Consider the following 14,379-nt stretch of genomic DNA (forward strand, 5'->3'; position numbering starts at 1 on the left):
TTATGAAAAGGCTCCGAACTTCCTAGACGCTGAGATAACAGCCTGCCAGCAAGCTAACAACCATTTGGCTGCACACAAGGGAGAATATATAGTAATGAGTAAAAGTAAAAAAAATTTGGATACCATCGCAGGTCGCCGAATCAATAAAAATATTTATAATTCCCATCATGCTTTGCTGCTTCCGGCAGCTTCGCTGATTAATGAGAAGGTGATCCGCGTATTGGCTGACCACCAGATTCAACTTAGCGACGAGGATTTGGAGCCTTCCCCATCACAAAGATCAATGGAACAGATTGTGGATCAATCCGTGCTGGAGGTCAAGCAAATATTTGCCGAAATTGAACATACTGGACATATTCCTTTTGACAAAATTAAACAGACAATCCTGCCCACCCTTTGCGGTTTGTCCAAGGATTTTGGGCTTATTGGTTTTATGCTGAACTTGCAAAAGGCAGATGACTACACCTACAGGCATAGCGCAGGCGTATCCATGATGGCAGCTATGATTGGGGGCTGGCTGAACCTCCCCGAAGCCGAAATATCGCGATTGGCGATGGCAGGCTTGCTGCATGATTTGGGCAAGCTTTATATTTCTCCGACAATCCTGCAGAAGCCAGGTCGTCTGGATCCCGAAGAATATGAGGAAATTAAACGCCATCCGCAGCTGGGCTATGACTGCTTAATGCGGCAGCCGGATGTAGACGAGCGGGTTGCGCTTGTTGCTTTGCAGCACCACGAACGCGAGGACGGTAGCGGCTATCCGTTTGGAATCATCGGGCTCAAGATGGACCTGATGAGTAAAATTGTCGCTATTGCGGATGTATTCCACGCGATGACCTCCCAAAGATTGTATAGAAAAGAGCTGCCTTTATATGAGGTATTAAGGAAGATGTGGCTTCATGCCTACGGGGCAATGGACCCTCATATTTTACACTGTTTTATGGAAAAGTTGATGATTTTTTTGATAGGCTGTGAGGTTCTTTTATCCGATGGACGAACAGGCAGAATTGTGCTGCTCAATGATCGTAACCCCGTGAATCCGTTGGTGGAGACGCAAGCGGGCTTTATTGATTTAAGTAAAGAACCAGCTTTATTTATTGAAAAGCTGATGAAGGTGTAAACGATCAAAAACATCGGGAGAGCGGCTGATTGGCGATGCGATCCCCTTAGTGATGATATCTGGAGCCAAAAAGGGCTTGCTTGCATATTGGGCATTACACACACGATCCTGCATAGGGAAAAGGGCTCCAGGCTCACTTAACCAAGTGGAGTCTGGAGCCCTTTTCGTTTTCAGGGATGAGCCCATATATAGGCTTGAAGCTGCTTTTTAATACACGCGAATTTCAATAACCTCGGCATGGGCGCTTCCATTCGTTGCTTCAACAACTAGGCGCAGCTTATTTGTGAGGATCGTTGTATTCAGGCGGTGGACTCGTTTGCGTTTACGGTTAGCCTGCTCCCGTAGAACTGCAACCCAATTCCCATCGATCTCTACCTCCAGCCGGTAATCGCGGACGAGCTCGGGAATGATCTCGAAATCCGTGCGGTGGTGGTGCAGATTGATCAAATCCTCATTGACATCATCATTGAATACAAGATGGACTTCACGGATCTGCACCGACTCCTGCCAGCTAAGCTCCAGCGAAGCAGGCACAGCATTTGAAGGGCTCGAACCATCTGAAGCTGTCAACGGATCCAAGGTATTCAAGGCCTCGGATAGCCAAAGGTGGGGCTCACCATAGGTGCGCAGATAACCGTCTGTCACATGCTCCACTTCGAAAGCGGAGGTTTCTGGGTACAATCGGAAGCAAAAGGGCTTGCGTACGACCTTTTTCATGCTCCATTGCACGACCTGCTCCTGCGGATCATGGTTACCAAAATCGATAGAAACGGCCGATGTGTTTCTAATGAAGGAAAGCACACCTGTTTGTGGCTGGTGGGATAGATGTAGTGCTACCTGTTCATTCGCCTTGACGATGATAAATCCATGCTGTGCGGCATCTGGCTTCCAGGCCAGCGCCACGCTGACCCACTGGCGTTCCCCAGCGGGTACCTCGGCTAGGCCGCTCGCTTCGAGCCGGTGCGGAATATAATTTTCCGCACGGCCGGTGTTCCACAGCTCGACCTCGAGCGTCGTCGCCGCAGCCGCATCGAGCAGCAGCTCAATGCGCTGCAGCTCCGGCGCCACGGGCACGAGCAGGGCGACGTCGCCCTGCAGCGCAAAGCGCTCGGCGGCGTCTTCGACGGCCAGCCGCCGCAGCGTGCTTGACGCCGTAAGCTGCGCCCGGCGTGCCAGGTCCGCGTCATCGCTGCTGTGCAGGCCGATGACGGAGGCGTCCTGGCGCAGCAGCGTTTGCTGCAGCTGCACCAGATGCTGCTCGTACACGACGCGCGGCGTAACGCCGTGCTGTACGGCAAGCGCTGCGCCGGTGCCCGCGGCTTCGCCGATGACGGCGCACGTCGCCATGACGCGCGTCGTGCCGAAGGCAACGTGCGAAGCGCTGATGTTGCGCCCGGCGAACATCAGATTCGACACGTTCACGGAGTACAGCGAGCGAAACGGGATATGGTAAATCCCGTCAGGGTGCAGATGCTTCGAGCCGCTCTCCGTGGAATACATTCCGCCTGGGGGATGCAGGTCAATCGACCAGCCCCCGAAGGCGACAGTGTCCTCGAACTCCCGCTGCGCGATAATATCATGCTGGTTCAGCACGTAATCACCGATAAAACGGCGGTATTCCCGCTTCCCGGGAATCGATCCTACCCATTCCAGCGTCATCGTTTCCGCGGCTTCGAATTTGCCCGAATTTTTAATATAATCCCAAATGCCGTAAACAACCGCCCATAGCTCATCACGGATGCGTTCATTCTCATGTACCGTATCCAGTTCGCCGCCCCACTCGATCCACCAATAGCTGCAGCCGTTGTCGCCGCTGCGGATCACTCTTTTAAGCGGGATGGTGGTGGCAGCAATATCTTTGGCAAAGCTAGGTGGAACATATTTGACGGGATGCCCGACATCCTTCGTATAAAATAACAGCGTACTGCCAAGCGTAATATTGTCGGCTACCTCAGGAGCCCATTCCTCGCCATATTCAGCCCTAGCTTCACGGCCGATCCGGTGCTGGGCACCGGCAAGAAAGCCAACCAGCCCGTCACCCGTGCAATCCAGGAATAATGCGCTTTCAAAACGAATCCGGCGTTCCGACCCCATCATCCAGCCCGTAACCGAATGGATTTGGCGGTTGTCCTCATCGCCATCGGCTTCTACCTCATGCACATCGGTATTGAGGAACAGCTGGATATTTGGCTCTGCGAGTACGGTTTCCAGCACCACCATATCCCATAAATACGGGTTGCCATCAGGGTTGCGGTATTGGTTTTCAACGAACATTTCACCCATAATACCCGTTTCTCGGGCAAAACGGTTAACGCCATGGGAGGTAGCCCCGCATACCCAGACGCGAACCTCGCTGCTAGCATTGCCGCCCAGCACCGGACGGTTTTGGACTAAGGCAACAGTCTGCCCAAGGCGGGCTGCCGCGACCGCCGCATTCACGCCGGACAAGCCGCCGCCAATGATGGTAATATCGGTTTTTACAGTTTCACTTTTCATTAGAGTCACCTCAAGAGTATAATGGATAATATCTATTATTTCATTATAAATGTTGATATTCGCATTTAACATGCACATATTTAACATTAGGCATATCCGTAATTTCATATTTAGTAAACGCCAAAGCCTAAGGAGGGACAAAATGCCGCTGCTCTTATGGGAATGGAAGCCTCAATTTATGCATGCTGTTTTTTGGCATCGGAAGGCTAAATTTCAGTTAAAACAGGATCAATATCCCGACTGGGTTATGTTTGCGGTTGAGGAAGGTTCTTTTCATTACAGGATTGGAGAGGTGGCGGGAACCGCTGTATTTGGGGATGCGATTTTATGCCCGCCTGGTACGCTGTTTGAACGTGAGGTGGCTGAGCCGGTTTCTTTTCATTTTATTACATTAGGCTGGCAGGCACAGCCATATGCTGGGTCTTTGGACCAGCATCATCCATCTGGCGATCCGGAGCTTCCCGTCCATCTTACTTGGACAGACGGCAACCGGCTGTCATCCACCTACTTGTATATCCACCAGCTAGGCAGGCTGCAAGATGAGCAGAGGTCGCTGCTGTGGAATCACTATTTGCAGGATTTATGGCAGCAATATAGGGTCGAGCATGATTTGGCTAAATCCGAGCATCGTCAGCAGCAAAAGCAGCGCCAGCTTGATCCTGCTATGCTCAAAGCGGCCGGGTGGCTGCAGCAGCATGCGTTTAAGCAGGTGGCCCTCCGAGAGCTGGGCGCCAGTCTGGACCTCAGCCCCGTGCAATTTTCGCGGAAATTCCAAGCGGCCTATGGGACAACTCCGATGGATTACTTGACTGCCATGCGGATCCAGAAGGCGCAGACCCTGCTGCTAGAAACGGAGATGACACTGGAGCAAATTGCTGAGCGCTGTGGCTACGAAAACGGCTTTTATTTAAGCCGGATGTTTTCCAAAAAAAAGGGCATTAGCCCCTCCTTGTACCGTAATATGCATCGGGTTTAAGCTTCAGGGTGCTGAAGCAGTAAAGATTACTGCCAGTGAATATAGAACCTTATTCAGGAAGTAAGTTTATGCTATAATTCAAAGAATTACCTTATTTATTTTTAATAGAGGAGCATCTATGGACAGTAGCTGGTTGAAGGGGTTAATTAGGCCGAAATTTAATACGATTACATCCGAGATTGTCATGAAAATAATTATCGGCTCTTTTATCATTACATTGATTTCCTCGGGTATTGCCTATGGGTACGTATATCAAAGGTCAGAGGATCTTGCTCTCAGCCAGCTTAAAGATTTTACAACATACAAAATAAAAAAAGACAGTGATATTTTCGAATTAGCCAAAGAAAACCTACAAATCTTCGAAAAGGAATTTTTAACGAATTACGAGACTGCCCCGCCCAATTTATATGAGGAGTTTGATGATTTTTATTTTAAGGATGAATTTGGCGCTACCAGATTGAGGCGTGAGTATTTCGATGGAAAGATTTTAAAGGATGGGATTTCACAAAAATATGTTTCGGCATTTATCAGCAATCGACGAACGGAGTTTAGCAATGAATTGAAAAGGCGATTAATTCTTGGCTATCAGCTTATTGCCCGAATGGGGCCTGGAACCTCTAACCGCTTTGCTAATCTGCATGCTACGTTGCCTGAGAATGCCATTATCTTATATTGGGCTGACGAGCCCTGGGGCCTTAATGCCAAGCCTGGTCTGGATATGACAGCAGGTGCTGTGGTCAAAGCGTCCTTGCAAGCGAGCAATCCTGAGCGTAAGCCCGTGTGGTCAGGGCTGTACTACGATTTAACCGCCAAAGACTGGATGATTACGTACCAGCGCCCTGTGGACTATAAAGGAAAACATGTGATTACACCAAGCCACGATGTTTATTTGACGTCATTAATTAATGATTTTATTACGGAGAGTATGGATGGCTCCTATAATATGGTTATAAGCATGGACGGTAACTTGATTGCGCATCCCGACAAGCTGGACGAAATTAAAAAAAACGATGGCATCCTGCACATCAGCAAGCTCAATGACCCTGCCATTCAACATATCTATGATCAAGTCTCCAACGTATCTCAGCTCTTGGATGGTGGAGTGAAGGTGATTGTTGATAAAAAACTGAATGCATTCATCTCCGTTGGGAAAATAGAAGGCCCCGGATGGCTGTTTTTGACGGTTTATCCTATAGGTCTTATAGCAGATTCTGCTCAAACGACGGCTTTTATTGTACTGGTATCAGGGCTTACTTTTTTAATCGTCATCATTTGCATGGTTTACGTTATTGTTAGATCCAGCGTGTTATATCCATTCCAATTGCTTAAGCAAGCTGTTGTTATGATTTCGAAAGGTAATTATTCAGCTGTAGCCCTAGGGAATGTCCAATTGCCTGAGCCTGAGCTCCATAAAAATGAAATCGGGCTGTTCTCCGAGGCCTTTCGCAAGATGTCCCAGGAGATTCATAATTCGAACCAACTGCTGGAAACGCAAGTCGAGGAACGAACACGGGAGCTGGCCGTAGCTAATGACCAATTAAAGCAGCTAATTTTATTGGATGGACTTACAGGTGTCAACAATCGCAGATCCTTTGATGAGGATATTGAACAGCTAATTACGGAGCAGGCTCTCTTTTGTATCATGCTTTGTGATATTGATTTTTTCAAAAATTACAATGATGCCTATGGACATGACCGTGGGGATAGTGTATTGAAGACGATCACAGCTTCACTCAAAAAGAATTGTGGAGAAACGGGCCGTGTTTATCGATTTGGCGGTGAGGAAATAGCTGTTATTTTTCGTAACACGGAGCAAACCATAGCTTATGAGTTGTCGCTGGCGCTAATACGCGGCATTGCTGATTTGGGGATGAAGCATGGAGGCAGTCCGCTCGAAATCGTCACGATCAGTGCGGGCTTTGAATCTTTTGACCCTGCCAAGCATAAGGATGCATCAGCGCTCATTCAAGATGTGGACAGGAAACTATATGTTTCCAAAAAGAATGGCAAAAATAGATTGACCTTTTTGGCGAGCTTGTAGCAAGATGGACTAGAGCTCCTCATTCAAGTGAATATGAAAAATAAGGATAAAGCGGTTACATAAAAGAACAAGGGGGATCTTACAATGAAAGCTGCCGTATTAAAAGCACCTCACCAGATTGAAGTTTTGGAATGGGAGAATTCTGGGCTTAAGCCCGATGAAGTGAGGATTCAAGTCAAAGGCTGTGGGATTTGTGGCACAGATCAGCACATTTATCACGGCAATCCGGGGTCAGCAGCCGTAACCCCGCCCATTGTGCTCGGCCACGAGCTGGCCGGAGTCGTAACGGAATGTGGTGAGCATGTGCAACAGCTCCAAATAGGGGATCGTGTATCGATAGATCCTAATATATACTGTGGGGGCTGCCGATATTGCCGTAATGGCCAGTCGCATCTATGTGACCACCTTCAAGCAGTTGGAGTCACGCGTGATGGGGGGATGGGTGAGTATTGCGTAGCTCCAGCCGCGAATTGTTATCTGCTGCCGGATTCGTTGAGCTTTGCCGAAGGCGCTATGGTCGAGCCGCTTGGCTGTGTGCTGCATGGCTTCAAAAAAGTAGATATCCGCCCGATTCATACCGTATTGCTGATAGGCGGCGGATTTATTGGACAATTGTTCCTGCAATTGGTGAAAAGGCAAGGCGCGGCACGAATCGTGGTTAGCGAGCCTGCTGCCGAGAAGCATGCAGCGCTGCTTGCCTTAGGCGCTGATGAGGTCGTGCAGCCGACCGCTTTGGTTGTGGAGCAGTTAAGGGATGAATTCGATGTAGTCATCGAATGTGTGGGGCGCAAGGATTCGATGGAGCTGGCCATTGAGGCTGCCCATAAAGGCGGGCAGGTGCTGCTCTTTGGTGTCGCCAACCCGGCAACACAAATCCAGGTTTCGCCTTTTGCTATTTTCTCAAAGGAGCTTCGTATATTAGGTTCCTTTATTAATCCACATACCCATGAAGAGGCGATCGCGCTCATTGCTCAGCAGCTTGTCAAGGTGGAGCCTTTGATCAGCCATCGATTTTCGTTGGAGGAAGTGCCGCAAATGATGGGTGATTATGCTAAAATGAATGTGACCAAAGCGGTCATTGTTTACTGAAGGGAGATTTATGTCAATGATTTTAGGGGCAATTGAAGCAGGTGGAACCAAATTTGTTTGTGGTTTAGGCAATGAGCACGGTGAGATTCTAGATCGCGTTAGCTTTCCCACAACAACACCAGAGGAGACGATGGACCAGGTCGTTCGTTTTTTCAAAGAAAAGCAGGTTGAAGCTATTGGCATCGGTTCTTTTGGACCGGTAGATTTAAATAAAGAAAGTGCTACTTATGGTTATGTGACAACAACACCGAAGCCGCACTGGAACCAATATCCGATTTTGCAGGAGCTTCAAAAACATATCCATGTCCCAATCGGTTTTGATACGGATGTGAATGCAGCAGCGCTTGGAGAAGCAGAGTGGGGGGCGGCTAAAGGGTTAGACAGCTGTGTATATGTAACGATAGGCACAGGAATTGGCGCGGGAGCTATTGTAGAGGGCAAATTGCTGCATGGTTTGCTTCATCCCGAAATGGGCCACATCCCGATCAAACGCCATCCTGAGGATACCTACGCGGGAAATTGTCCTTACCACCAAGATTGCTTGGAAGGTATGGCTGCAGGCCCGGCGATTGAGAAGAGATGGGGGAAAAAAGGCTACGAGCTGGAGCAGAACAGCAAAGTATGGGAATTTGAAGCTTACTATTTAGCGCAAGCCGTTGTGCACTTCATCTATATCTTATCCCCCCAAAAAATTATATTGGGCGGCGGCGTGATGAAGCAAAAGCAGCTATTTCCGCTAATCCATGCACATGTCATTCAAATGCTAAACGGCTATATACAAAAAGAAGAGCTGGCCACCGGCATCGACCACTATATCGTATCGCCTGGCTTGGTCGACAATGCAGGGCTTAGCGGAGCGCTGGTACTGGCCAAACGCGAGCTTGAGCGCGTACAGGCTGTACGCTAAGCCAGCAGCTAGCTCATAGCTCATGGGCAGTAGCGGTCGACCCGGGGGCTGAGCCAAAGCAAGGCGCTGCTTACGTGCGCTGAGGGCGCAGCACCACGATGTGCAAGCTGCACGCGCCCTCGTGAGATCCACCGTCCGCTGTGTGGTGGTCGCACGAGGGCGCGAAGTTCTTTGCTGGCAGGACGATTACCGCCCGCTGTGAGGGTACATCTGCACATGTAGTCGTTGCAGTGCCTAAGTAGCATGAGCGCACCAGCTACCGCACCACGCCCTGTAGCCTGATGAGCGTTTGCTCAACCTTGCGCAAATGGGTAGCCATGCGCTGCTTGGCAACGACGGGAATGCCTAGACTGATGGCATCGACCAGTAGGAAATGCTCCTCGGACAGCCTAGAAGCTTCACTTTGTTCAGCAAATAGCCAGAGGCGGCGGCTTTCACGCATTACGGGACCCATAGAAGAAAATAGCGATTCAAGTGTTCCTGCAAGCAACGGATTGCCTGACGCCTCGGCTATCGCAATGTGGAAACGGATATCGGCTTCATCCAGCAAGCTTTCATCTTGGAGAGCCATCATATCCTCTGAAATTTGCTTCAAAATGGCCAATTGCTCTTCGGTGCGGCGTTTAGCCGCTAAACGGGCGCTTTCCGTTTCAAGAATATATCGGAGCTCGATCCAAGCTTTTAATTGTTGAATATCCTGAATTTCAGGAGCCTGCCAAATTTCATTGGCGGGCTCTTTGTTTTTAAGTACAAAGGTGCCTCCGCCATGGCGCACATCCACCCAGCCTTGTGCTTTTAAAGAGGCTATAGCTTCTCGGATAGTAGACCGCCCGACTTGGAACAAGACCGCCAGCTTTTCCACAGAGGGAAGCTTAGTGCCAACAAGCCATTTGCCCTCAATAATCTGCCCAAGGATAGCATCGGAAACAACTGTGGAAGCTTTGGGGATCAGCATGAAAGTAGTCCCTCCTTTTTATAGTAGGATGATACATCAATAATAAATCAATAAGTTATACGGTCATTAAATCATATAGCTTATAAATGATACAACAACACACAGAAAAAAAGCGTAGCCCTATATTGACATAGTAGAAAAGAAGCTCTTATAATAAAAGTCATCAGATGACCTGATTAATTTTCACTAAATATAATTGTAAAACAGAAGGGCTTAATAAGCAACGCTAAGCGAGTTGCAATCCCATTCTTTCTTACTAAGCAAATTCGTTAATTTAATGTGCAACTCACCATAAAACGGGAGGCTTATCAATGATAGCGCCATCTATACATGAAGAATTCAAAGCTGCAGTTGGACCGGGCTGGTATAAGCACGACACAGAAACACTCGTTTCCTATAGCTATGATGCTACACCGCTTTACCAAGCTATGCCGGATGGTGTCGTGTTTCCTGCTTCGACTGCGGAAGTTTCCGCGGTTATGAAGGTCTGCGCACGACATAAAATTCCTCTGATCGGCCGTGGAGCCGGGAGTAATCTTTGTGCAGGCACAGTCCCCATGCAGGGGGGGCTCGTTATGGTCATGACTCGAATGAATAGGCTGATTGAGATCGACCAGAACAATCTGACAGCAACATTCCAAACCGGCTTGAATACGAAAAAATTCCATCTAGCAGTTGAGGAAACGGGGTTATTTTATCCACCCGATCCAAGCAGCATGATTATTTGTACAATGGGCGGCAATATTGCACTCGGTGCAGGTGGGTTGCGCGGCCTTAAATATGGCACAACAAAGGATTATGTGATTGGCCTGGAGGCTGTGCTGGCAAGCGGAGAGATTATTCGAACAGGAGGCAAGCTGGTCAAGGACGTGGCGGGCTATGATTTGACCCGTTTGCTTGTAGGCTCAGGTGGCACACTGGCGATCTTGACGGAGGCGACTGTTAAGCTGGTGCCAAGACCGGAATATCGGCGGTCGATGATTGCGATTTTTGCTGATCTACAATCTGCGGCGAGGACTGTATCACAGATTGTCGCCAGCAGGATTACACCCTGTACGCTGGAGTTTATGGATAAAGCGACAATCCAGGTGGTCGAGGATTTTGCCAAGATCGGGTTGCCTACCGATGCAGAAGCGATTCTGGCGATTGAGCAAGATGGCGATGAAAGGCTCGTGGAGCGGGATTTGCTGAAAATCGAGGAGATCTGCCGCCAGCAAGGGGCGATTCAAGTGAAGATCGCGGCTACTCCTGAAGAAGGAGCGAAGGTTATGGAAGCGCGGCGAAGTGCACTCGCTGCTCTATCACGCCTTCGGCCTACAACGATTCTGGAGGATGCGACCGTACCACGCTCACGCCTAGCCGATATGGTGCTGGAGATCCAGCGAATTGCGCTCAAATATAACGTGCAGATTTGCACCTTCGGGCATGCTGGAGACGGCAACCTGCATCCAACAGCGATGACGGATGCTCGTGACCCTGAGGAGCTTCACCGTGTGGAGCAGGCGTTCGAGGAAATTTTCTCAGTTGCGATAGCTATGGGCGGGACGATAACCGGCGAACATGGGGTAGGAATGGTCAAGGCACCCTTTCTCGAATGGAAGGTCGGTGCAGCTGGAGTTAACATTATGAAAGGAATTAAAGCGGCATTTGACCCCGATCATATATTAAACCCAGGGAAGCTGTTCGCAGAGACACGTAAACGGATTGTATATAAAAATGGGGCGGATGATTTTACGCCTTTGGAGCCTCTGGAAGGACATGGGCTTGAGCAAGAACACGGCCAGCAGCCTATAGCGGTAAAGGAATCTGCTCAGGAGGAGGGTTAAAAGATGGAAGCCAAACAACAAACACAAACACCAACACAAATTCAGACTCAAACTCAATCGCTCGCCACTAAATTAGTGGCGACCTTGGATTATGACCAGTTAACCAACTGTATGCGCTGTGGTTTCTGTCAGACTGCCTGTCCTACGTTTAATGAAACCGGACTGGAAGCAGCTTCTCCTCGGGGACGGATTGCCTTGATGAAGGCTGTAGCCGACGGATTCATGGAGCCGGGCCAACAGTTCAAGGAGCAAATGGATCTTTGCCTAGGCTGCCGCGCTTGTGAACCAGCCTGTCCGTCAGATGTGAAATACGGCCAGTTGATCGAGCAGGCTCGGGAGTCGATTACAGCAGAGACCGAATTTCCATGGCATGTCAAAGCAGTTCGCACCTTGTTTATGGAGCGGTTGTTTCCGAACCACGGCCGGATGCGCTTAGTAGGTGGATTGCTGAAGCTGTACCAGCGTTCAGGTCTGCAAACCGTTACGCGCAAAAGCGGCGTCATGAACCTATTTCCGCAACATATGCGGGAAATGGAGCAGATCCTGCCGCAGGCTTCCTCAGATGGCGTCATTGTAGCATGGGAAAAGCTCGGTCTTGCCGCTGCTTGGGAAACAGCCAGTAATGGACAGCGGATGCTTGTCATTCCGCAGGCTGGCACTAGCGCCAAGGTTGCCCGTGTGGGCATGTTCCGCGGCTGCATCATGGATGTGCTGTTCACAGAGACGAATGTGAACACCGTCAAGCTGCTGTCCGAAGCGGGCTTCGAGGTAGTCATACCGGAAGCGCAGACTTGCTGCGGCGCCCTCCATGCCCATGCAGGCGAAGGCGACAGCGCCCGTGGGCTCGCCCGCACAAACATCGACGTGTTCGCTAACGCCCGCGTCGACTACATTGCAAGCAACGCAGGTGGCTGCGGTGCAAGCTTGAAGGAATACGACCATCTGCTTCACGCTGATCCGTCGATGATTTCCGCGGCGCGGGACTTTGTCGGCCGCATGAAGGATGTATCCGAGCTGCTGCTGGATTACGGCCGGCCGCTTGAATTAAAGCCGGTTGCACCGACCGCTCTCCCAACAAAGGTCACTTACCAAGACTCATGCCATTTGCGTAATGTTATGCGTGTACACCGGCAGCCGCGCGACTTGATCAAGCTGATTCCTGGCGTGCAGCTTAATGAGCTGCAAAGTGCGGACACCTGCTGTGGATCGGCAGGCATTTACAATCTGACGCAGCCGCAAATGTCGACACAGGTGCTGGACCATAAGATGGAATTGGTGGACCTAACCCAGGCAGAGACGATCATCACAGCCAATCCTGGCTGCTTGCTGCAAATGCAATGGGGCATTCACCGTTCTGCAGAAGGCGGCAACCGTAAAGCCGTCCATTTGATCGATTTTCTTGCCGAAGCTGTACATTTCCAGGAGCCGCAGATGCCACAAAAGACCATCTAAGTTCTATGTATTAAGCATGGGTCCGATAACGCCGGAAGGCGTTCAAATATATTCTCGGTTTTCATTTGCACCCCCCCTAAAAAAAACCGCCCTTCGAATACGTATGGTAGATACCCTTATTGCTTCTTAACCCACGAAACTGGTTAAATAGGGAGTATATGAGGATGTAGACAGGGACGGAATGAATACTTAGGACGGGGTGAATATATGAGTTTATCCAACTGCCAAGGCTGCGGAGTTCTGCACATACAGCAAAAAAATGTTTTGTGTAATGACTGCTTAAAGCAATATATAGAAGAAACTCATATAATAAAAGATTTTTTGTATAATCATCCCCATGCCAATGTGATGGATTTAGTTAATGAAACGGGGTTTTCATTAAAAAAAGTAAAAGAGCTGGTCAACTGGTAATCCTGTGCAAGCAGGTAGCTGGAGGACGGCTTTTTTTGTTTATACATGAAAAAGAAGACCAAGCATGTCGATGGATCCGACTGCCTAGTCCCCTTGTGTGGACATCCATGCTAAAGCGTATGAGCTTCCTTGCGTTTTGATGCATAACATTTACGGCATACAGGCAAGTAGCTTTCATTGCCGCCGATTTGGATTTGTTCCCCTTCAAACACAGGCCGCCCATCCTTGCAGCGCATATTCATAATCGCTTTTTTATCGCAGTACCAGCAAACGGTTTTAATTTCTTCAATTTTATCGGCTATGGCCAACAGGTGGTAGCTGCCCTCGAACAATACACCCATAAAGTCTGCACGCAAACCATACGCAATTACAGGAATATCCAACGTATCGACAATATCAGCTAGCTGCTGGACCTGGTTCTTAGTTAAAAATTGGGCTTCATCCAATAATATACAATTGGGCTTTTCGGTGGCAGCAAGCTTGATCATATCGAGTTGATCATCGACGATAAAGGCTTTTTTCTCCATGCCAATCCGTGATGCTACAGTTCCGACACCATGCCTGTTATCAATAGAGGGTGTAAAGAGCAGGATTTTTTTGCCTTGCTCCTCATAATTGTGGGCGGTTCTTAATACTTCTATAGATTTGCCGCTATTCATTGTACCATATCTAAAATAAAGTTTGGCCACGTAGGTAGACAGTCCTCTCCGCTGAAATATGTCCATTATCATAGCACAGGATGCTTTAGAAATGTATAGGTCCATTATTTGTATATTGGTCGTATAATATAGCGATTGTTGTGAAGCCACTATTATGCCTCGTTGAGGAAGGTATTCTAGCCAAATTTACGGTAGATTAGCCTGTGTTCTGCTTTTTAATAATCTCATGTTAGGTTTTAACATCCTTAAAAGGGGGAAAAACCGAATAATAGGAACAATTCTTCAGAAAAAGTTAGCTTTTAATCGAGAATTTGCTATTTTTTAAATTGATATGTTAGGACTCAGATGTTAATATTAAATATATTATCTCTTAAAACGTTATACGATTTATCAGTCAATGTCGTTAAACAAGTGTGGAAGTTAACTTTACATGAAAGAAAGGTTGTA

Annotated in this window: 11 protein-coding genes; 8 read left to right on the top strand and 3 right to left on the bottom strand. The window is 48.6% G+C overall.

The genetic code is table 11. The annotated features are described in order from the left end of the window. The first annotated feature begins 94 nt into the window (after positions 1–94). Positions 95–1,120, top strand: a complete 1,026-nt coding sequence (locus G9U52_RS18965) for an HD-GYP domain-containing protein (protein WP_166152199.1) — start codon at positions 95–97, stop codon at positions 1,118–1,120. A gap of 207 nt (positions 1,121–1,327) precedes the next feature. On the opposite strand, the gene G9U52_RS18970 is transcribed toward G9U52_RS18965, so the two are convergent. Further along, the gene (locus G9U52_RS18970) at positions 1,328–3,616 is read right to left on the bottom strand and encodes an FAD-dependent oxidoreductase (RefSeq protein WP_166152263.1); all 2,289 of its coding nucleotides are present in this window, start codon (positions 3,614–3,616) and stop codon (positions 1,328–1,330) included. Between the two features lie 142 nt (positions 3,617–3,758). Here G9U52_RS18970 and G9U52_RS18975 point away from each other — a divergent pair, with 142 nt between their 5' ends. The 4 genes from G9U52_RS18975 (at position 3,759) to G9U52_RS18990 (ending at position 8,629) form a co-directional block, all read left to right on the top strand. Next, entirely contained in the window at positions 3,759–4,592 is an 834-nt protein-coding gene (locus G9U52_RS18975) for an AraC family transcriptional regulator (protein ID WP_243767424.1), read from the top strand. Between the two features lie 118 nt (positions 4,593–4,710). Beyond that, positions 4,711–6,633 carry a sensor domain-containing diguanylate cyclase gene (locus G9U52_RS18980; RefSeq protein ID WP_166152200.1) on the top strand — a complete coding sequence of 641 codons (1,923 nt, stop codon included), beginning with the start codon at positions 4,711–4,713 and terminating at the stop codon, positions 6,631–6,633. A gap of 84 nt (positions 6,634–6,717) precedes the next feature. Continuing rightward, on the top strand, positions 6,718–7,722 hold the full coding sequence (locus G9U52_RS18985) for a zinc-dependent alcohol dehydrogenase family protein (protein WP_166152201.1): 1,005 nt from the start codon (positions 6,718–6,720) through the stop codon (positions 7,720–7,722). A gap of 16 nt (positions 7,723–7,738) precedes the next feature. Continuing rightward, entirely contained in the window at positions 7,739–8,629 is an 891-nt protein-coding gene (locus tag G9U52_RS18990; protein WP_166152265.1) for an ROK family protein, read from the top strand. Positions 8,630–8,885: 256 nt separating this feature from the next. On the opposite strand, the gene G9U52_RS18995 is transcribed toward G9U52_RS18990, so the two are convergent. Beyond that, positions 8,886–9,584, bottom strand: a complete 699-nt coding sequence (locus G9U52_RS18995; RefSeq protein ID WP_166152202.1) for a FadR/GntR family transcriptional regulator — start codon at positions 9,582–9,584, stop codon at positions 8,886–8,888. Positions 9,585–9,895: 311 nt separating this feature from the next. Between G9U52_RS18995 and G9U52_RS19000 the strand changes: the two genes are divergently transcribed. From G9U52_RS19000 to G9U52_RS19010, 3 genes are all read left to right on the top strand, one after another. After that, on the top strand, positions 9,896–11,410 hold the full coding sequence (locus tag G9U52_RS19000; RefSeq protein WP_166152203.1) for an FAD-binding oxidoreductase: 1,515 nt from the start codon (positions 9,896–9,898) through the stop codon (positions 11,408–11,410). A gap of 3 nt (positions 11,411–11,413) precedes the next feature. Then, complete coding sequence (locus G9U52_RS19005; protein ID WP_166152204.1) at positions 11,414–12,862, top strand: (Fe-S)-binding protein; 1,449 nt, start codon at positions 11,414–11,416, stop codon at positions 12,860–12,862. Positions 12,863–13,069: 207 nt separating this feature from the next. After that, complete coding sequence (locus tag G9U52_RS19010) at positions 13,070–13,273, top strand: hypothetical protein (RefSeq protein WP_166152205.1); 204 nt, start codon at positions 13,070–13,072, stop codon at positions 13,271–13,273. A gap of 110 nt (positions 13,274–13,383) precedes the next feature. Here the strand turns inward: G9U52_RS19010 and G9U52_RS19015 are convergent, their stop codons facing one another. Further along, positions 13,384–13,962 carry a thymidine kinase gene (locus tag G9U52_RS19015; RefSeq protein WP_166152206.1) on the bottom strand — a complete coding sequence of 193 codons (579 nt, stop codon included), beginning with the start codon at positions 13,960–13,962 and terminating at the stop codon, positions 13,384–13,386. Positions 13,963–14,379: the final 417 nt, after the last annotated feature.

Origin of the sequence: Paenibacillus agricola (assembly GCF_011440305.1) — a bacterium.
GTDB lineage: Bacteria > Bacillota > Bacilli > Paenibacillales > NBRC-103111 > Paenibacillus_S > Paenibacillus_S agricola.

Excerpts from the sequence above, each read along its gene's own strand:
- G9U52_RS18965 (WP_166152199.1), top strand. The coding sequence starts at position 95 with ATGAGTAAAAGTAAAAAAAATTTGGATACCATCGCAGGTCGCCGAATC.
- G9U52_RS18970 (WP_166152263.1), bottom strand. The coding sequence starts at position 3,616 with ATGAAAAGTGAAACTGTAAAAACCGATATTACCATCATTGGCGGCGGC.
- G9U52_RS18975 (WP_243767424.1), top strand. The coding sequence starts at position 3,759 with ATGCCGCTGCTCTTATGGGAATGGAAGCCTCAATTTATGCATGCTGTT.
- G9U52_RS18980 (WP_166152200.1), top strand. The coding sequence starts at position 4,711 with ATGGACAGTAGCTGGTTGAAGGGGTTAATTAGGCCGAAATTTAATACG.
- G9U52_RS18985 (WP_166152201.1), top strand. The coding sequence starts at position 6,718 with ATGAAAGCTGCCGTATTAAAAGCACCTCACCAGATTGAAGTTTTGGAA.
- G9U52_RS18990 (WP_166152265.1), top strand. The coding sequence starts at position 7,739 with ATGATTTTAGGGGCAATTGAAGCAGGTGGAACCAAATTTGTTTGTGGT.
- G9U52_RS18995 (WP_166152202.1), bottom strand. The coding sequence starts at position 9,584 with ATGCTGATCCCCAAAGCTTCCACAGTTGTTTCCGATGCTATCCTTGGG.
- G9U52_RS19000 (WP_166152203.1), top strand. The coding sequence starts at position 9,896 with ATGATAGCGCCATCTATACATGAAGAATTCAAAGCTGCAGTTGGACCG.
- G9U52_RS19005 (WP_166152204.1), top strand. The coding sequence starts at position 11,414 with ATGGAAGCCAAACAACAAACACAAACACCAACACAAATTCAGACTCAA.
- G9U52_RS19010 (WP_166152205.1), top strand. The coding sequence starts at position 13,070 with ATGAGTTTATCCAACTGCCAAGGCTGCGGAGTTCTGCACATACAGCAA.